Source organism: Ensifer sp. 38_S197 (genome assembly GCF_056924495.1).
Genome location: NZ_JBXOVZ010000002.1, coordinates 2880952 through 2897966, shown reverse-complemented (window position 1 = coordinate 2897966; position 17015 = coordinate 2880952). Strand labels below are relative to the sequence as shown.

Genomic DNA, 17015 nt, shown 5'->3' with positions numbered 1-17015 from the left:
TCCTGCCCATATTGCGCCCCGATTTAAGCTGATAGCAGCCCGCCGCCGCAAAGGATGAGTATCTGAGTTTGCGCGTGTAGGTGGCCTCGACATGGCGACACCGAAAACAAGACCAACATACAATAAACAATAGGGAATTTGGCTCATGGCGGCCCTCAGGATTGCCTTCGAAGCTCCGGACACCCCGGGAAACTCTGCCGCTGCCGGCAGGAAGCCGATCGACTTCGCCCATCTTGCGGCGCAGACGATGGGTGACAAGGCGCTGGAAATCGAAGTGCTGCAACTTTTTGCGCGCCAGGCGCGCCAGGTCATGAAAGAGATCGTGGAGGGCGAAAGCACGCTTCGCGCTCAGGCCGCCCACCGGCTGAAAGGTGCGGCGCTTGCGGTTGGCGCCGTCGACGTCGCCAGCATTGCCGGCGCGATCGAGCAAAACCCGGCAGACGCATCGCTTTCCGACACGCTTTCGGCCGCCGTGCTTGAGGCCGAGCTCTTCATATTGAAGCTTTGCCGCTAATCCAGCGGCCCGATGGGGCGAGCGGAAGCGGAGAACGCATCCCAACCGCCCCACATTTCAAGAATGCGGCCTCGCGCCTGGGCGCGCGAGGCGCGGACTGACGGCCGTTGTTGACTGGCCGGCGGATTTGTTGGAAGAACTTCCACTGAATTTGCGCCCGAGCGGCGTGCGTTCTGAAAAGGCTTTGCGCCTTGCCAGTCCCAGCAGTTCATTCCGGAAAGAGACATGACAAAACTTACGATCGTTGCCTTTGACGGCGCGCGCCATGAACTTGATGTCGAAAACGGCTCGACGGTCATGGAAAACGCCGTTCGCAATTCGGTTCCCGGCATCGAAGCCGAATGCGGCGGAGCCTGCGCCTGCGCGACCTGTCATGTCTATGTTGACGATGCCTGGGCGGCGGCCGTCGGCGCTCCGGAAGCCATGGAAGAAGACATGCTGGATTTTGCCTATGACGTGCGACCGACGTCGCGGCTTTCCTGTCAGATCAAGATGAACGATGCACTCGACGGTCTCGTCGTGCATGTGCCGGAGCGCCAGGCCTAAAAGCGCGCCGCAATCTTTCGGGTTCGCGCCTTGCGCTCGTGATGTTTCGCATGTCGTAGTCGCAAGACCGCTGCGTATTTGCACGCGACATGCGCTCCACGCCGCCCAGCGCGGCTTTCCAATTCATGATTGACGCGCAAAAAAAGCGCCTCGCCGGTCGTTGGACAAGCGAGGCGAGGAGGGCGCATCGCTAACAGATGAGGGAGGGGACATCTGCAGCACCAAGACACGCCAGGAGAACCCATTTTGGCCCCGCTGTTCGGTTTTCTTCTTTTTAATATTGAACAACGTCGCCTAAACTTAAGTAACGGCAACATTTAAGCTCTTCGCACAACTACTGCGCCGCGCTTAACCCGCTCGTTCAGCGGAGGCTAGTCTTTACGCTGGCCCCTCGCTCGATGGTTTCAATATAGATGAGTCGGTGGCCGGCAGCCATCGTTATATTTCACCAATAAAATACTGTGGGTATTGCCACTGAAATCACGCTGGGCCCGACTATAGTCAGGCTCTTCTTCAGGGGCTGGGCGTGGCGACCTATTGTTGCGTTTTCTTCAGCGTTTCGAGCCGGTACTGCAGAAGCCGGATCATGCGTTTGTCGAAATTCGCAGCCTCGGTGCGATCGAAGCGCGCCTGATCCTTGTCGTGCGCCTCGATTGCCGCGGCACTGACGCGCGCCACGGTTGCCTGCATGCGTTCACAATCCGCTTCCGGCTTCAGGGCGAGGAACGTCTTCTCCATGAGGCGGGCGTGGTTGCGGGCGATTTCCGCGTGCCGCTCCTCATGGCGCTTGATGTCGCTCGAAAGCGTATCCCAAACGAGCGCCAGATCCCGGCCGGCCTGGCGTCGATATTTCCAGCGCGGCAGGATGATGCGGGTGCTGAGCGTCACCCGTGCCGAGCCGACTGCACAGCGACCGCCACGATTGACGTAGGTGATGGAGCCTCCGAACTTGATGCGCGTAGCGCCCGGGTGGCGCGCACCGGTGGTTTTCATCATCGGGCCGCCGGCGGAGAGCGCCTTGTCGAGTTCCTCCGCAGTCCGGCCGCCGATCGTGAAATAGGAAAAGCTCTTGTTGATCACGGTTTCGCCCGACGCAGCGCTGAGGGGGGCGGCGACCAGGAGAGCGAGGAGGGCGGCTTTGAGCGGGACGCGTACTCGGGACATCAATGCGTGGTTCTCTTCAGTTGAACTTCAATCAAGCTTGGGGCATAGCCACGACCGGCGCAACAGCAAATCGAGGGCTCTCGGCCGAGGACGGATCGTGAGGGAAAATGACTTACAATCCATTTCAGAAATTTAGCTGGAAGCTGGCCCATGGGCGCAGCCTCGAACTCGGGCCGCGTGGCGTTTTGATGGCGATCGTCAATGTTACCCCGGATTCTTTTTCCGACGGCGGGCGTTTCATCGATGCTGTTGCAGCGGTGGCGCAGGGCGTGCGTTGCCTGCAGGAGGGCGCGTTGATCCTCGATATCGGCGGTGAATCGACGCGGCCGGACGCGGCAGCGGTCAGCGCCGAGGAGGAGCAGGCGCGCATCCTGCCGGTGATCTCCGCGCTCAGCCGCGAGATCGATGCGTTGATCTCCGTCGATACCTACCGGGCCTCGACGGCTCGGCTTGCGGTCGAGGCAGGCGCCCATATCGTCAACGACGTGCACGGCCTGCAGCGCGAGCCGGATATCGCCGCCGTTGCCGCGGATACCGGAGCGGGGCTCTGCATCATGCATACCGGGCGCGACAGGCAGAAGCTTGCCGACGTGATCGACGATCAGTTCCATTTCCTCGATCGATCGCTGGAGATCGCGGCCGAAGCCGGCGTGAAGCGCGAGCAGATCGTGCTGGACCCGGGATTCGGCTTTGCCAAGGATACGGACGAGAATCTCGAGCTCATGGCACGATTTGCCGAATTGCACCGTTTCGAACGTCCATTCCTGGTCGGAACGTCCCGGAAGCGTTTCATTGGAGCGGTGAGCGGACGCGAGGCGGCCGACCGGGATGTGGCGACGGCGGCGACGACGGCGTTGTTGCGGGCTGCGGGCGCCTCGATTTTCCGTGTACATGATGTCGCAAACAGCAGGGATGCGTTGGCCATGGCCGATGCTATGCTGAAGACCAGAGCGGGATGAGGACAAGCGCATGCGGCCCTTCGCCCGCATCCGCCTGCAATTTACAAGAATAGATTACGTCACGATTTTAGGTCGGCTCGACCCAAAACCAGCGTGATCCCAGAATAGCCGATGGGACGGAAAAGCATGAGCCCGACTTACACGATCACTCTCAAGAATTGTGCCTTCTTCGCGCGCCACGGCGTCTTCGACGAAGAAGAGCTCCTCGGGCAGCGTTTCTTCGTGGACGCCGAGCTCGAAGTCGAGCAGGGAACGGCGCTCGTCGATGATTCGATCGAAGACACGGTCCACTATGGCATCGCCTTTCAGGAGATCGAGCGCATCGTCACGGGGCGCCGCCGCTACCTGATCGAGGCGCTGGCGCTGGAAGTCGCAAAGACGCTTTGCGTGCGGTTCCCGCAGATCAAACGCGCCAAGGTTTCGATCCGCAAGCCGAATGCACCCGTACCTGGCGTGCTCGACTATGTCGAAGTGACGGTCGAACATGTCGTCTGAGCCGGACTGGCGGGTCGCCACACTCGGCCTCGGCGGCAATCTCGGGGATCCGCGCAAGGCCATGGCGGCAGCGCTTCAGGCGCTCGATCAGCGCACCGACTGCGTCGTCAGGGCCGTGTCGCGGCTCTACCAAACGCCGCCATGGGGCAAGACCGACCAAGCGTGGTTCTTCAACGCCTGCGCCGCGGTCGGCACGACCTTGGAACCAGAGGCCTTGCTCGACACCTGTCTGGACATCGAACGTTCGATGAAGCGGGTGCGTGACGAGCGCTGGGGACCGCGGACGCTGGATATCGACGTCCTGACCTATGAAGGCGTGGCTCAGACAGAAACACGACTGGAGCTGCCGCATCCCAGGATGACGGACCGGGGCTTCGTGCTGATGCCGCTCGCCGATATCGCCGCCGACATGCCGGTTCGCGGACGCACGGTCGGCGACTGGTTGCGCGGGGCGGATGTGACCGGTATCGAGGTCGCCGACGGCGACATGACCTGGTGGCGCGCCAATTCCTGACCGATCCGGTTCAGTCGACGAGCTTTCCCGAAACAGCAAAGCCCCGGCGAAGACGACCGGGGCTTTGTTTTTTGGCTGTGCCTGGAGTTACTTGATCGAGCCGACAGCGATCGTGTCGACCTGGCGGTTGAGGCTGACGCCGATAACCGGGACCATCGTCTCCTCGACCTTGACGGAGATGGTGATGTTCATCGTCTGGTCGTCCTGAAGGCGGGCGATCATGGCACCGTTCAGCTTCTTGCGGTTGATGCCGACGACGACCTTGTCCTTGGCGACGTTGCCGGAAACGATATCGAGGCCCTTGCCTTCGGCGCCGTCGAGGAACTTGCCCGTATAGCTGTTGCCCTTGCTGGTGATCAGCGCCGACATCGGCTGCTTGAATACGCCGACGCGGCAGAAGCCGTCGAGCTTGATGCCCGTGTCGTCACCAGCGACCGGTTCGCCCGAGAGGTCGCAGGTGAACTTGGTGCCCTTGTATTTGCCGGCGACGATCTCGCCCGGACCCTTCCACTGGCCGGCGACCTTCTCGAAGAAGGCCTTGTCCTTGACGCCGGAAGAGGCCGGCGGCGCAACGCCGACGGCAGCCGCAAGCGCGATGGCGGCAGTGCCGCGGGCGATCAAAGAAGGGCGCGAGAACATAAACGATCCTTGATGGGTCAACGTCCGAAACTGGAAGCCACATTTGCGCGGAAATGGTTAATGGAGCGTTTCCGAGAGGTGGCTATCAAGGCAACTTTGTGGCCGTGACGCCGATTATGCACTGAGCTTTCGGGCCCACCAAGGCCAACTGTCGCAGGTTTTCTGCAAACCTGTTGCAGGACTCCGCCGGAAGGCCGGGAAGGCGGTTCAAGCGATTCGATCTCCGCCTTCGCTGCCGGTGCGCCCGGCACCGGGGCTCAAGTCGGCGAGAAAGTCGCCGATACCCGGGCGTTTCAAAGCGCGGAACGGCATGGGACGGCAGAGATCCATGGCCGCTATGCCGATGCGCGCGGTCATCAGGCCGTTGATGACGCCTTCGCCAAGACGCGCCGAGAGCTTCGAGGCGAGGCCGTGGCCAAGCACCTGCTGGATGAGGCTATCGCCGGCGGCGATCGAGCCGGTGACGGCAAGGTGGGCGATGACATCGCGCATCAGCCTCAGCAGGCCGAGCGTGCCGGGGCGACCGCCGTAGAGCTCGGCCATGGCGCGGATCAGGCGCGCGGACTCGTAGAGCACATATCCGAGGTCGACGAGGGCGCGTGGGCTGACTGCCGTGACGATCGAGACGCGCTTGGAGGCGGCAAGGATGAGACGGCGCGCCTCGCGGTCGAGCGGGCTCAAAAGCTCGCGCTCGGTAAGCTCGATCAGATGCAGTCCATCGATGATCTCGCCCTCGGTCTCCTTCAGCCGCGTGCGGCCGCGTGCCGTTCGCGGATTGCCGGCCAGCAGATGCACGAGCTTCGTCTGCGCCGACCGTGCGAGCTTGGTGTTGCCGGAGGTCGCCGCGGTCTCCGTATCCGCCTTCAGCCTCTGGATGGCGGTGAGCTGCATCATGCCCGAGAGTTCGCGGGCAAAGACGATCAGCAGCGCCAGAAGTCCGATCGCGACGACCGCGAGGGCCGCGTAACCGAGCCAGTCGGCGCGGGTGAAGAGATCGCGCAGCAGCCGGTCGACCCACAGGCCGGCGGCAAGCGACAGGATGATGCCGAGGGCGCCGACCGCGATCTTGCCGACCGACAGACGGCGCTTGCGCGGGGCCGCCTCCGGGAGTGTCAGCGCCTCGACGGCCAGCGTGGTCTCGCGGAACGGGTCTTCCGCATCGGGCGTCAGCACGACGTTGTCGTCGAAGCTCGCAGGCGAACGCGGCGTGCGCGCCTGAGGTCCGGGCTGAACGGGCTTCTCCTCTTCCACCGAAAAGGCGCCGGGTCGGCGGCGGCCGTTGCTATCGTCACTCATGCGAGCCGGTCTCCGAACAGAAATTGCATGGCCCGGTCGAGGCGGATATGCGGCACCGACAGCTTTAAGCCGCCACCGGTTTCTTCGAGATGCGGCGGACGGAAGCGAACGAAGCTAAGCTCCGGCAGCGGGTGGGCGCTGTCGACGAACGTCGTCCCGCCGGACTGCATCTCGATCGCTTTGAACAGCACTTCAGGATCTTCCGGCAAGTCACCGGGAAATATCGCAGTTTTCTTTTCGCCGTCAAAGATTTCGCCGTTGATCTTCTCACCGGCGATCGGCGTGCCAACGATAACCGGCAGCGTGTGGCCATCGTGGTTGACGGTTGCTTCCCGGGTCGCCCTGACCGAGGCGAGCGCCATGACCTCGAGGCCGGCGCCACTCATGCCGATGCTCTCGGCCGCGCGATCGACCAGGCGTGCGGCGATGCGCTCCAGCCGGTCGTGGCTTTCATGGTGGAGATGATCCGCCTTGGTTGCCGCGATCAGCACCTTGTCGATCCGGCGTGTCAGGAAGGACGAGAGCCAGTTGTTGGTCCCCGGGCGGAAGCAGGCGAGCACGTCGGCCAGCGCCTGCTCGAGATCGAGCAGCGCCTCCGGGCCGTTGTTGATCGCCTGCAGCGCGTCGACCAGCACGATCTGGCGGTCGAGGCGTGCAAAGTGCTCGCGGAAGAACGGGCTGACCACGTGTTTCTTGTAGGCCTCGTAGCGCCGCTCCATCATCGCCCAGAGCGAACCCTTGGGTGCGCGTCCGTCGGGAAGATCGGGAAGTGGCGAGAAGGTGAGCGCCGGCGACCCTTCGAGATCGCCCGGCATGAGGAAACGACCAGGCGGCAGGGTCGAGGGGGATCGTTCGTCCGCCTTGCAGGCTCTGAGATAGCCGGTGAAGCTCTCGGCAAGCCGGCGGGCGCTCGCCTCGTCGGCAATAGCCGTCGGCCCTGCGGAAGAGGCCAGCGTCAGCCATTCCGCCGAAAAGGCGCTCCGGCTGGCGGCGCGGGCGCGCGCCACGGCGTTGTTGCTGAACGCGCGGAAATCCTGCGCCAGCAGCGGCAGGTCGAGCAGCCATTCCCCGGGGTAATCGACGATATCGAGCGACAGGCGGCCCGGTGAGAACAGTCGGTTCCAGCCGCTGGCGCTCTCATAGTCGAGCGTGATGCGCAATTGCGAAATGGCGCGGGTCGAATCCGGCCAGATGCGATCGCGTACCAGCGCGGCAATATGATCCTCGTATTGGAAGCGCGGTACGGCATCGTCCGGCTGCGGTTCGAGCCTGACCCTCGAGACCCGCCCGGAGCGCACCGGCTCGAACACCGGCAGGCGTCCGCCGTTCAGCAGATTGTGCACCAGCGACGAGATGAAAACGGTCTTGCCGGAGCGCGACAGGCCGGTGACGCCGAGGCGGATGGAGGGGTTGACGAGGCCGGAGGCTCGATCGGCCAGATTGTCGAGCGCAATCAGGGCGTCGTCTTTGAAGCTGGTCAGGTTGGGCGCCAAATCTTGCTCTTTCTTGCGGCGTATGTACGTGGGTCGTTCTTCCGCCGCCGTCCGGCAGAACTGTCGCACGCAGGCAGCCACCGCGATATAGGCAATATTTCCCCGGCCGCAACGAGGCGTGGCAAATCTTCTATTGGTTCGGCAGCAGGATCGAGACCAGTGTCGCCGTCTCGCCGTCTTCCGGCGCGGCTGCCGGCAGATCGAGGATCGAAAGCCCCGCCGGCGGATAGCCATGGGGCATTGCCTCATGCGCGGCGTCGTCGCCGATCAGCCGGTAAAGCAATTGCTCGATCATCGGATTGTGCCCCACGAGCATTAGGGAATTCAGGTGCCGATGAGCGTCGATCAGATCGAAATAGACGCTCATCGGACCCGAATAGAGTGCGTCGATATAACGGATATCGAGGTTTTCGCTGACGGTGCGAAAGAACGGTTCGGCGGTCTCCCGGCAGCGCACGGCCGTGGAGCAGAGGATGCGTTCAGGGCGGATACCCCGGTCGGCGGCAATCTGCGCCAGCCGTTCCGCATCGACGTAGCCGACATCGTCCAGCGCCCGGTCGAAGTCCCGTTGCCCGGGCAAAGCCCAGCCGGAGCGCGCGTGCCGCAGCAGGTAGAGGCGAAGGACCTTGGGGGCGCTGTCTTGCATCGAGCGGTTTCCGGTGGCTGCCTGTTGCTTGTCGCGACAGGGGTCGAATGTGGTTGGCGGGGCAGCTTTCGCGTCGTCCGGCCGACTTTCACCTTTTCCCGCAGGGATCGCAAAGATCAAGCTACCGGCCGCATTTTTCCGGGGATCGGGGCGCTGCTGCGCTTTGCCGCGGTCGCGATCAGACGATCCAATGACGCAAACACATCAGCCTCACTTTTCAGCGAGGTCCGCCGAATGCAACGGTAGCCACAAGCAGGAAATCAAGTTCCAATCTGTAATTTTGATGAAATATTCGTCAGTTAGCCTGAATCGCGAGCAATATTAAAATACCGTTGAGTGCCTGTTCCGAGGCTTGAATCACGGCTTCCATAGGTCTATACACCGCCGCAATGAGATGTTCTTCAGGAGAATCGCGTTGAGTGAGAAGATCGATCTTAGTACCTTTGTCCTTTCCGAGGACGAGGAATTCATGAATGCCAACCACCGGGCGTATTTCCGGGCCAAGTTGAACGCTTGGAAAAACGACATCCTTCGCGAGGCACGCGAGACACTGGATCACTTGGCGGAGGAGAGCGCCAATCATCCCGATCTCGCAGACAGAGCTTCTTCCGAAACAGATCGGGCTATTGAGCTCAGGGCCCGGGACCGCCAGCGCAAGCTGATCTCCAAGATCGATGCGGCGCTGCAACGGCTCGACGAAGGCACCTATGGCTATTGCGAGGAAACCGGTGAACCGATCGGCCTGAAGCGGCTGGATGCACGCCCAATCGCAACCCTGTCGATCGAGGCGCAGGAGCGTCACGAGCGTCGGGAAAAGGTCTACCGGGACGAATAGGATATCCGGCTTTCGGAACTGTCTGAAAAAAGGCGCGGGTCAAACCGCGCCTTTTTCTTTGGTCCGAATGCACGCCAAGCGCGGACGTTTTCGCGTGATGTCGAACGACGACACACCTGAGAACGGAAGCTACGGCTTCCGGCCGGCCGAGATATCGGCCAGCATGCGGTTCATCTCTTCTTCGATGGTCGGTTCCCTGCGGCCGCCGTCGGCACTGGGCGTGCCAAGCATCGGCTCCTGCCGGCCGGATGGCGTCAGGGAGCGGCTCTCCGGGGCGACCATGCCCGAGGCGGCAACCGGACCCTGACCAAGGCGCTGGAGGTCGCCGCTGATCTCCGCATCAAGCAGGCGCTCGAAGTCCGTGAGCCCGGCTGTCGGCGCCGGCTGCGGCTGTTGGACGGAGGGGACCGGGCGCTGCACCTGCATGGGCTGCGACGGGATTGGCTGCGTCTGGACCTGCTGAGCCGCCGCAATGGGCCTGTCCAAGGATATATCGAAGTTTGCCTGGGGTGCCGAAGCGGTCGCCACGGCCGGGCTCTCCTGGGACGGCTGCACGGACGGACGGACAAGCGGACGCTGTTCAGCCGCGACCCCGGGGGCCGCTACCGGGCGCTGCTCAGCGACGACGCGCGGCGGCGCGGCCGGCTCGATACGGGTGGCCGGTTGTTCTTGCGGTCGGGCAACGGGCTGCACCGGCGTGACCGCAGCGACGGGCTCGGATTGAGGTGAAGGTGCCGTTTGCTGCGGAAGCTCCCTGGCTGCCGGTCGGCTCTCCACTCCCGTCGGCTCAGCAACTTTGCGTTCCGCAACGGGCGCGCGCTCCTCGGCGCTTCCGATCCGGCTCTCGATGACGATATCCGTCGGACCGCCGATCATGATCAGATGTTCGACATCGTCGCGGCGCACGAGGACCAGACGGCGGCGGGTGTCGACGGCGGCGGCATCGAGCACGGCAAGCCTGGGCTGGCGGTTCTTGCCGCCGCGAATGAAGGGCGAGGAGGGGCGGTTGCGCATGATCCAGAGCACGATCACGAGGCACAGAAGTCCGATCGCGACGGCTGCGGCGGCAATGACGAACCGGCTGCCGTTGTCGGCGATGATCGTTTCCATCATAGGCTGAACTCCTTCTGCCTTTCGAGTGCCAGTATTTGACGGCTTTTTTCGGGCTCGGACAAGGACTTCGCCGACATTCCCTGTGAATTGGCGGCAATGCTTCCGCCGAGGTGCTTTTTGCTGTTATCTCTGATTGTTAAAGATGATTCTTGTCCGAGTGATCGAGGGCGTGTCGGGAATGGCCGATTTCGCCCGGCGGATCTTGCGGATGCCGGCCGGAAGGGCTGGGCCGCGCCGGCGCGCGGCGCCGGCCGCATAAGAGGACCCGATGACGAAATTGCGGCAGTCAGGCGACTACCAGATGCCGGTTGTTGACCGTGGCGTCAGGCCGGGCACCGTGCTGCGGATCGTTCTGCTCGCGATCGTCCTCACCGTATCGGCCATCGCCTTCGTGATCTTCAAGAACGAGATGGACAACGAGATCGTTCTCGGCATCCTCGGCGTTCTTGCCATGGTCGGCATCTTCTTCCTCGTTTCCTCCGTCATCGGTTTCATCGAGGTCATGCCGCAGTCGCGCCCGGACGAGCTGGCACGCGCCTTTCTCGATGCGCATGAGGACGGCACCATCGTCACCGACCGCAAGGGCCGGATCATCTACGCCAATGCGGCCTATGGCGCCCTGACAGGTGCCAAGAGCGCCGCCGGCATCCAGTCGCTCGAAACCATCCTGTCGCGCAACCGCGAGGCGACGGAGGCGATCTACCGGCTGACCAACGGTCTGCACGAGGGCAAGCAGGGGCACGAGGAATTTCGCCTGCTGAAGCCGCTAGCGACCACCACCTCCAGCGGTTCCGGCGCCCATTGGTTCCGCTTGAAGGCGCGGGTGCTGCCGCTCGAAGACAACGCACGCAATCCGCTCTATCTCTGGCAGATCGCCGACATCACGGCGGAGCGCGACGATCAGGAGCGCTTCTTCAAGGAGTTGCAGAACGCGATCGACTATCTCGACCACGCGCCGGCCGGCTTCTTCTCCGCCGGGCGCAAGGGCGAGATCTTCTACATCAACGCCACCTTGGCCGATTGGCTCGGTATCGACCTGACCAAGTTCCAGCCGGGCTCGATCAGCATCGGCGACCTGGTGGCCGGCGAGGGGCTGACGCTCGTCCAGGCCGTACAGGCCGAGCCCGGCCTGAAGAAGACGAAGATGCTCGACCTCGATCTGCGCAAGATGAACGGCCAGAGCCTGCCGGTGCGCATGATCCACCGCGTCTCCTCGACGCGCGACGGGGCGCCTGGCGAAAGCCGCACCATCGTGATGTCGCGCGAAGGCGGCGAGGACAACGAGCAATCGGCGTCCAGCGCAGCCATGCGCTTTACCCGCTTCTTCAACAACACGCCGATGGCGATCGCCTCGGTCGACGGCAATGGGCGGATCCTGCGCACCAATGCGCCGTTCCTGAAGCTCTTCTCCGGCCTCGTCTCGCAGGACGACGTCGAGCGCGGAGCGCTGATCGAGGCCGTGGTGCACGAGAACGAGAAGGGCCGCCTGCACGAGGCGCTGGCAGCCGCGAAGGATCGGCAGGGCGACATCGCGCCGATCGATGCGCTGCACCCGACGGACGGAGAGCGTCACTTCCGCTTCTACGTCAATGCCGTGATCGACCAGAGCGATCAGTCGCCGGAGGAAGCGGCGATCATCTATGCGCTTGAAATCACCGAGCAGAAGGCGCTCGAGAACCAGATGGCGCAGACCCAGAAGATGAATGCTGTGGGCACGCTCGCCGGCGGCATCGCGCACGATTTCAACAACGTGCTGACGGCGATCCTGCTCTCGTCCGACCACCTGCTTCTGTCGGCCCGCCCGGCAGATCCGAGCTTTGCCGATCTCATGGAGATCAAGCGCAACGCCAACCGCGCCGCGGTTCTCGTGCGGCAGTTGCTTGCCTTCTCGCGCAAGCAGACGATGCGGCCGACGGTGCTCAACATGACGGATGTGATTGGCGACCTGCGCATGCTGGTCGACCGCATGACCGGAACCAACGTCAAGGTCGAGGTCGATTATGGCCGCGATCTTTGGCCCGTCAGGACCGATCTCGGCCAGTTCGAACAGGTGCTCTTGAACCTGGCGGTCAACGCCCGCGACGCCATGCCCGAGGGCGGCACGATCACGCTTCGGACGCGCAACCTGCCTGCCGCCGAGGTTGCGGCCTTTGGACGACGCGAGTTGCCGGACGAGGATTTCGTGATGGTCGAGGTCGCCGACCAGGGGACCGGCATCCCGCCGGAGATCCTCGACAAGATCTTCGAGCCGTTCTTTACCACCAAGGAAGTCGGCAAGGGCACCGGCCTCGGCCTGTCGATGGTCTATGGCATCGTCAAGCAGTCGGGTGGTTACATCTATCCGGAATCGGAAGTCGGCAAAGGCACAACCTTCCGAATCCTGCTGCCGCGCCACGTTGAGGCACAGGCTGCGACCGAAGGGGCCGAGGCGGCGACCGTAACGGCGGAGGCCGCACCAGCGCCGGTGGCGCAGGTGGCTGCGGTACCGATGGCAAAAGCCGAGGAGCCGGCGGATCTCACGGGAGATTCAGCCGTCGTTCTGCTCGTCGAGGATGAGGAGGCGGTGCGCCGCGGCGGCAAGCGCATGCTGGAAACGCGCGGTTACACGGTCTACGAAGCCGGTTCCGGCGTCGAGGCGCTCGATATCATGGATGAGCTCGACGGTGCGGTCGACATCGTCGTTTCTGACGTGGTGATGCCGGAGATGGATGGGCCGACGCTTCTCAGCGAACTCAGGAAGAAGTATCCGGACCTGAAGTTCATCTTCGTTTCCGGCTATGCCGAAGACGCCTTTGCCCGCAACCTGCCGGCGGATGCCAAGTTCGGCTTCCTGCCAAAACCGTTCTCGCTGAAGCAGCTTGCGGTCGCGGTGCGCGAGATGCTGGACTCCTGAATTAGGGCCGCAGATCCAAGGGGCGATCCGGATCGATGCTGAGATGCTCCCACCTTTAGCCGGATGGGACACAGTCGCCTTTCTGTCTTAGCCAAGGCGCGTCACCTGCGGCGCGCGTTGCCGACCAGCCGGGAGGAAGGTCGGCGATCTAATCAAGATCAGGGTGAAGATCGACGACCTCGGACATCGCGACCACAGAGCGCGTTCGCCATGTCGATCGGTGCGCCGTCTGTAAACGCCCAGGAGTGATCGTCTTCATAATCTGTGGCGGCGAGAACCGAGTGCCGCGATCACCGAGCGGCAGGCAACGCAGGCAACACCAGGCGCCTGATCAAACTTCCAACGCATACTGAACCTTCGCCAATGTAAAAGCCCGGCGCTTGCGTGCCGGGCTTCTTAATTTATCCGCGTTTTTGCGGAAAGAAGTTACTTGGCGTTCAATGCGACCGCGATCTCGCCGGCGAGCCGCGCATTGTTCTCGACCAGCGCGATGTTGGTCTCGAGGCTGCGGCCTTCGGTCATGTGGAAGAGATTGTCGAGCAGGTAAGGCGTGACGGCCTTGCCGGTGATCTCGTCGCTTTCGGCATTGTCGAGCGCGCGGGCGATGTAGATTTCCATCTCTTCGCGCGGGATTTCGCTTTCTGCCGGGACGGGATTGGCGACCAGCATGCCGCCGTCGACGCCGAGCAGCTCGCGCATGTTCTGGAAGTTGGCGATCGCCGCCGGGCTGTTCAGCATCAGCGGGCTCTTGAGGCCGGAATCGCGCGACCAGAAGGCCGGGAAGACTTCGCTGTCGTAGGTGACGACGGGTACGCCGCGGGTTTCCAGGACTTCGAGCGTCTTCGGGATGTCGAGGATCGCCTTGGCGCCGGCGCAGACGACGATGACGGCGGTGCGGGCGAGTTCGTCGAGGTCGGCGGAGATGTCGAAGCTGAGTTCGGCGCCGCGATGCACGCCACCGATGCCGCCGGTCGCAAAGACGCGGATGCCGGCGCGGGCAGCGGCAATCATGGTCGCGGCGACAGTGGTCGCGCCGGTGCGGCGTTCGGCGATCGCGAAGGCGAGGTCGGCGCGCGAGACCTTCATCGCGCCCTGGGTCTTCGCCAGTTCTTCGAGCTTGGCGTCATCGAGGCCGATATGCAGCACGCCATGGATGACCGCGATCGTCGCCGGCACGGCGCCCTGTTCACGGATGATCGCTTCGACGCTGCGGGCCATGTTCAGGTTGCCCGGATAGGGCATGCCATGGGTGATGATGGTCGATTCCAGCGCCACGATCGGCGCGCCACGCGCCTTGGCGGCGGCGACCTCGTCGGAAAATTCCATCGGCAGGGAGGGAGAAGCGGGTTTGGTCATGGTCGTTCCTTGGGAGTTCTAGTGGCAATTGTCATGACAGCATTTGGGGCGCCGGCACAAGGGTCAGCGCCTGTTCGAGATTGGCCGCGGACATCTCTTCGGATGCGGCCAAGGGAGAGCGCAACGTGATTCCGGCGGCTGCGATGCCGTGCCGCAGGCATTCGGCAAGATCGCGGCCGGCGAGGCGCGCGGAAAGGAAGCCGGAGGCAAGCGCGTCGCCCGCCCCGGTGACATCGGCAAGTGCGGGAAGCGCCGGCGGAACGGCAACGCAGGCGCCATTGTCGTCAAAAGCAACGACCGCGCGGCCGCCGCGCGTCACGACACCGCCCTTGAGACCCAGGCTTCTCAGCAACGACGGCCATTCCTCCGCCTCGGCCGTCTCCTTGCCGGTCAGCGCCCGTGCCTCGGCTTCGTTCATGAACAGGACCGAGAGGTGCGGGAGGCACGGCCGGTAGCGGATGACCTTGGCGGGCGACACGGCGATGCCGGCGACGAGGCGCCCGTTGCCTGCGGCCGACTGGGCGAGTGCCGCGATCGTTTCTTCCGGCAGGTTGGCATCCGTGAGCACGAGCTTGCTCGCGGCGATGACATCGCGGAACGCGCGGCGTTGCAATTGCCGCGGCGAAAACAGCCGGTAGAGCTCCATGTCCGCGAGCGCGATGACCAGGTTGCCGTCGTTTTCGAGGATCGCCGTGTAGCTCGGCGTCTGGCGATCGAGAAAGGTGAGGGGGCTGTCGATGACGCCGGCGGCGGCCGCAGCAGCCGTCACCATTTCGCCGGCGGCATCGCCGCCACGGGTGCTGATCATGCGCACCCCGTGGCCAAGGCGTGCAAGGTTGCGGGCCGCGTTGAAGCCGCCGCCGCCGGCCTCCTCGAACCAGGTGCCGGGATTGCTGGAACCCGGTGCGGTCGCGCCCGATATCCGGCCGCGCCTGTCGATATGCGCACCACCGAAAACGGCGATTTCAGCTTCCGTCATGAATGTTCCTCTGCTTGGCCGATCGGCCGAAAAATCTGTTGGCTTTCTGCAATGGCCGAGGCGCGAATTCCAAGGGACCGGTGCGTCCGGTGTCTCCGCCTCAGGCGAATCGGCTCAGCCTTGCCGGGCAGGTTCGAAGGCGTGGCGCGCGCATTTCAGAACCTATGGTTTCAATCCGTGAACATGAAAAGAACGAAACCAAGATAATGATTGTTTTTCAATGTGTTGTCCTGCCCTTGCAAATACGGAACAAAACATGTACAAAAACTCCTGCGGCGGCTTCATTGCCTCGGTAGCTTCAATAACCTAAAGGTGGACCAAATGGCACAAAACTCTTTGCGGCTCGTAGAGGACAAATCGGTGGATAAAAGCAAGGCACTTGAGGCGGCACTTTCCCAGATCGAACGATCGTTCGGCAAGGGATCGATCATGAAGCTCGGTGGGAAGGACAGCATCATCGAGATCGAGACGGTATCGACGGGTTCGTTGAGCCTCGATATCGCGCTCGGCATTGGCGGCCTGCCGAAGGGCCGCATCATTGAAATCTACGGCCCGGAAAGCTCGGGCAAGACGACGCTGGCGCTGCAGACCGTCGCGGAAGCACAGAAGAAGGGCGGCATCTGCGCCTTCGTCGACGCCGAACACGCGCTCGATCCGGTTTACGCCCGCAAGCTCGGCGTCGATCTCGAAAACCTCCTGATCTCGCAGCCGGACACCGGTGAGCAGGCGCTGGAAATCACCGACACGCTGGTACGCTCGGGTGCGATCGACGTGCTCGTCGTCGACTCGGTTGCAGCGCTCGTGCCGCGCGCCGAAATCGAAGGCGAAATGGGCGACAACCTGCCGGGCATGCAGGCCCGACTGATGAGCCAGGCGCTGCGCAAGCTGACCGCTTCGATCTCCAAGTCGAACTGCATGGTCATCTTCATCAACCAGATCCGCATGAAGATCGGCGTCATGTTCGGTTCGCCGGAAACCACCACCGGCGGCAACGCGCTGAAGTTCTACGCTTCGGTTCGCCTCGACATCCGCCGCATCGGCTCGGTCAAGGAGCGCGAAGAGGTCGTCGGCAACCAGACCCGCGTCAAGGTCGTCAAGAACAAGATGGCGCCTCCCTTCAAGCAGGTCGAATTCGACATCATGTATGGCGAGGGCGTATCGAAGACCGGCGAACTGGTCGACCTCGGCGTCAAGGCCGGCATCGTCGAGAAGTCGGGCGCCTGGTTCTCCTACAACAGCCAGCGCCTTGGCCAAGGCCGTGAAAATGCCAAGCTGTTCCTGCGCGACAATCCGGATCTCGCCCGCGAGATCGAGATGGCGCTTCGCCAGAACGCCGGCCTGATCGCCGATCGGTTCCTCGAAAACGGCGGCCCGGAAGCGGACGACGGCGACGAGGCTCCCGAAGCGTAAGCCGCTGCGGCCCACGGAAGCTGCCAGGAAACCGGTCGTCCCATGGCGGCCGGTTTTTTGCTGCCGTCTGGACAGTATGGTACGTGAACGATAAAAGCCTTTGGTTCCGGCGACCGAGGGCGTTGGAGGGCGCAGCCATTATGGGTGGCTGCGGGGTTTAAGG

At 63.1% G+C, this 17015-nt stretch carries 16 protein-coding genes; 8 read left to right on the top strand and 8 right to left on the bottom strand.

Annotated features, from left to right (window positions below; translation table 11 throughout):
- Positions 1 to 145: 145 nt before the first annotated feature.
- Together AC1Z3V_RS27100 and AC1Z3V_RS27095 are read left to right on the top strand one after the other, a co-directional pair.
- Entirely contained in the window at positions 146 to 514 is a 369-nt protein-coding gene (locus AC1Z3V_RS27100) for an Hpt domain-containing protein (RefSeq protein ID WP_483502778.1), read from the top strand.
- A 225-nt stretch (positions 515 to 739) separates the two neighbouring features.
- A complete protein-coding gene (locus AC1Z3V_RS27095; RefSeq protein WP_173516650.1) occupies positions 740 to 1060 on the top strand; it encodes a 2Fe-2S iron-sulfur cluster-binding protein in 321 nt (106 codons plus the stop codon).
- Positions 1061 to 1594: 534 nt separating this feature from the next.
- Here the strand turns inward: AC1Z3V_RS27095 and AC1Z3V_RS27090 are convergent.
- Positions 1595 to 2224, bottom strand: a complete 630-nt coding sequence (locus AC1Z3V_RS27090; protein WP_483502776.1) for a DUF922 domain-containing Zn-dependent protease — start codon at positions 2222 to 2224, stop codon at positions 1595 to 1597.
- Positions 2225 to 2331: 107 nt separating this feature from the next.
- On the opposite strand from AC1Z3V_RS27090, the gene folP reads away from it, so the two are divergent.
- The 3 genes from folP to folK all read left to right on the top strand — a co-directional run bounded on the left by folP (position 2332) and on the right by folK (position 4192).
- Positions 2332 to 3183 carry a dihydropteroate synthase gene (folP, locus tag AC1Z3V_RS27085; protein WP_483502775.1) on the top strand — a complete coding sequence of 284 codons (852 nt, stop codon included), beginning with the start codon at positions 2332 to 2334 and terminating at the stop codon, positions 3181 to 3183.
- A gap of 126 nt (positions 3184 to 3309) precedes the next feature.
- Positions 3310 to 3678 carry a dihydroneopterin aldolase gene (gene folB, locus AC1Z3V_RS27080; protein WP_057248908.1) on the top strand — a complete coding sequence of 123 codons (369 nt, stop codon included), beginning with the start codon at positions 3310 to 3312 and terminating at the stop codon, positions 3676 to 3678.
- On the top strand, positions 3668 to 4192 hold the full coding sequence (folK, locus tag AC1Z3V_RS27075) for a 2-amino-4-hydroxy-6-hydroxymethyldihydropteridine diphosphokinase (RefSeq protein WP_483502773.1): 525 nt from the start codon (positions 3668 to 3670) through the stop codon (positions 4190 to 4192). The genes folB and folK overlap by 11 nt, the downstream gene beginning before the upstream one ends.
- 87 nt (positions 4193 to 4279) lie before the next feature.
- On the opposite strand, the gene AC1Z3V_RS27070 is transcribed toward folK, so the two are convergent.
- The 4 genes from AC1Z3V_RS27070 to AC1Z3V_RS27055 all read right to left on the bottom strand — a co-directional run bounded on the left by AC1Z3V_RS27070 (position 4280) and on the right by AC1Z3V_RS27055 (position 8266).
- Positions 4280 to 4831, bottom strand: a complete 552-nt coding sequence (locus AC1Z3V_RS27070; protein ID WP_483502772.1) for a hypothetical protein — start codon at positions 4829 to 4831, stop codon at positions 4280 to 4282.
- A gap of 207 nt (positions 4832 to 5038) precedes the next feature.
- A complete protein-coding gene (locus AC1Z3V_RS27065; RefSeq protein ID WP_483502770.1) occupies positions 5039 to 6127 on the bottom strand; it encodes a YcjF family protein in 1089 nt (362 codons plus the stop codon).
- On the bottom strand, positions 6124 to 7620 hold the full coding sequence (locus tag AC1Z3V_RS27060; RefSeq protein ID WP_483502769.1) for a YcjX family GTP-binding protein: 1497 nt from the start codon (positions 7618 to 7620) through the stop codon (positions 6124 to 6126). Before AC1Z3V_RS27060 ends, AC1Z3V_RS27065 begins: the two co-directional genes overlap by 4 nt.
- A gap of 130 nt (positions 7621 to 7750) precedes the next feature.
- The gene (locus AC1Z3V_RS27055; RefSeq protein ID WP_483502767.1) at positions 7751 to 8266 is read right to left on the bottom strand and encodes a SixA phosphatase family protein; all 516 of its coding nucleotides are present in this window, start codon (positions 8264 to 8266) and stop codon (positions 7751 to 7753) included.
- 415 nt (positions 8267 to 8681) lie between these two features.
- On the opposite strand from AC1Z3V_RS27055, the gene dksA reads away from it, so the two are divergent.
- Positions 8682 to 9101, top strand: coding sequence for an RNA polymerase-binding protein DksA (gene dksA, locus AC1Z3V_RS27050; protein ID WP_043614592.1), 420 nt, complete (start codon positions 8682 to 8684; stop codon positions 9099 to 9101).
- A gap of 129 nt (positions 9102 to 9230) precedes the next feature.
- On the opposite strand, the gene AC1Z3V_RS27045 is transcribed toward dksA, so the two are convergent.
- Positions 9231 to 10214 carry a flagellar biosynthetic protein FliO gene (locus AC1Z3V_RS27045; RefSeq protein ID WP_483502765.1) on the bottom strand — a complete coding sequence of 328 codons (984 nt, stop codon included), beginning with the start codon at positions 10212 to 10214 and terminating at the stop codon, positions 9231 to 9233.
- 268 nt (positions 10215 to 10482) lie between these two features.
- Between AC1Z3V_RS27045 and cckA the strand changes: the two genes are divergently transcribed.
- On the top strand, positions 10483 to 13107 hold the full coding sequence (gene cckA, locus AC1Z3V_RS27040) for a cell cycle histidine kinase CckA (RefSeq protein WP_483502763.1): 2625 nt from the start codon (positions 10483 to 10485) through the stop codon (positions 13105 to 13107).
- 426 nt (positions 13108 to 13533) lie between these two features.
- Here cckA and AC1Z3V_RS27035 read toward each other — a convergent pair whose 3' ends face one another.
- Both AC1Z3V_RS27035 and AC1Z3V_RS27030 read right to left on the bottom strand, forming a co-directional pair.
- On the bottom strand, positions 13534 to 14463 hold the full coding sequence (locus AC1Z3V_RS27035; protein ID WP_429815533.1) for a pseudouridine-5'-phosphate glycosidase: 930 nt from the start codon (positions 14461 to 14463) through the stop codon (positions 13534 to 13536).
- Between the two features lie 31 nt (positions 14464 to 14494).
- Positions 14495 to 15442, bottom strand: a complete 948-nt coding sequence (locus AC1Z3V_RS27030) for a carbohydrate kinase family protein (RefSeq protein ID WP_483502761.1) — start codon at positions 15440 to 15442, stop codon at positions 14495 to 14497.
- Positions 15443 to 15763: 321 nt separating this feature from the next.
- On the opposite strand from AC1Z3V_RS27030, the gene recA reads away from it, so the two are divergent.
- A complete protein-coding gene (gene recA, locus AC1Z3V_RS27025) occupies positions 15764 to 16852 on the top strand; it encodes a recombinase RecA (RefSeq protein WP_173516638.1) in 1089 nt (362 codons plus the stop codon).
- Positions 16853 to 17015: the final 163 nt, after the last annotated feature.

Coding starts and splice junctions, on each gene's coding strand:
- recA (WP_173516638.1), top strand. CDS start 15,764: ATGGCACAAAACTCTTTGCGGCTCGTAGAGGACAAATCGGTGGATAAA.
- AC1Z3V_RS27035 (WP_429815533.1), bottom strand. CDS start 14,463: ATGACCAAACCCGCTTCTCCCTCCCTGCCGATGGAATTTTCCGACGAG.
- AC1Z3V_RS27070 (WP_483502772.1), bottom strand. CDS start 4,831: ATGTTCTCGCGCCCTTCTTTGATCGCCCGCGGCACTGCCGCCATCGCG.
- folK (WP_483502773.1), top strand. CDS start 3,668: ATGTCGTCTGAGCCGGACTGGCGGGTCGCCACACTCGGCCTCGGCGGC.
- cckA (WP_483502763.1), top strand. CDS start 10,483: ATGACGAAATTGCGGCAGTCAGGCGACTACCAGATGCCGGTTGTTGAC.
- AC1Z3V_RS27090 (WP_483502776.1), bottom strand. CDS start 2,224: ATGTCCCGAGTACGCGTCCCGCTCAAAGCCGCCCTCCTCGCTCTCCTG.
- AC1Z3V_RS27055 (WP_483502767.1), bottom strand. CDS start 8,266: ATGCAAGACAGCGCCCCCAAGGTCCTTCGCCTCTACCTGCTGCGGCAC.
- AC1Z3V_RS27100 (WP_483502778.1), top strand. CDS start 146: ATGGCGGCCCTCAGGATTGCCTTCGAAGCTCCGGACACCCCGGGAAAC.
- folB (WP_057248908.1), top strand. CDS start 3,310: ATGAGCCCGACTTACACGATCACTCTCAAGAATTGTGCCTTCTTCGCG.
- AC1Z3V_RS27065 (WP_483502770.1), bottom strand. CDS start 6,127: ATGAGTGACGATAGCAACGGCCGCCGCCGACCCGGCGCCTTTTCGGTG.
- AC1Z3V_RS27030 (WP_483502761.1), bottom strand. CDS start 15,442: ATGACGGAAGCTGAAATCGCCGTTTTCGGTGGTGCGCATATCGACAGG.
- folP (WP_483502775.1), top strand. CDS start 2,332: ATGACTTACAATCCATTTCAGAAATTTAGCTGGAAGCTGGCCCATGGG.
- AC1Z3V_RS27045 (WP_483502765.1), bottom strand. CDS start 10,214: ATGATGGAAACGATCATCGCCGACAACGGCAGCCGGTTCGTCATTGCC.
- AC1Z3V_RS27095 (WP_173516650.1), top strand. CDS start 740: ATGACAAAACTTACGATCGTTGCCTTTGACGGCGCGCGCCATGAACTT.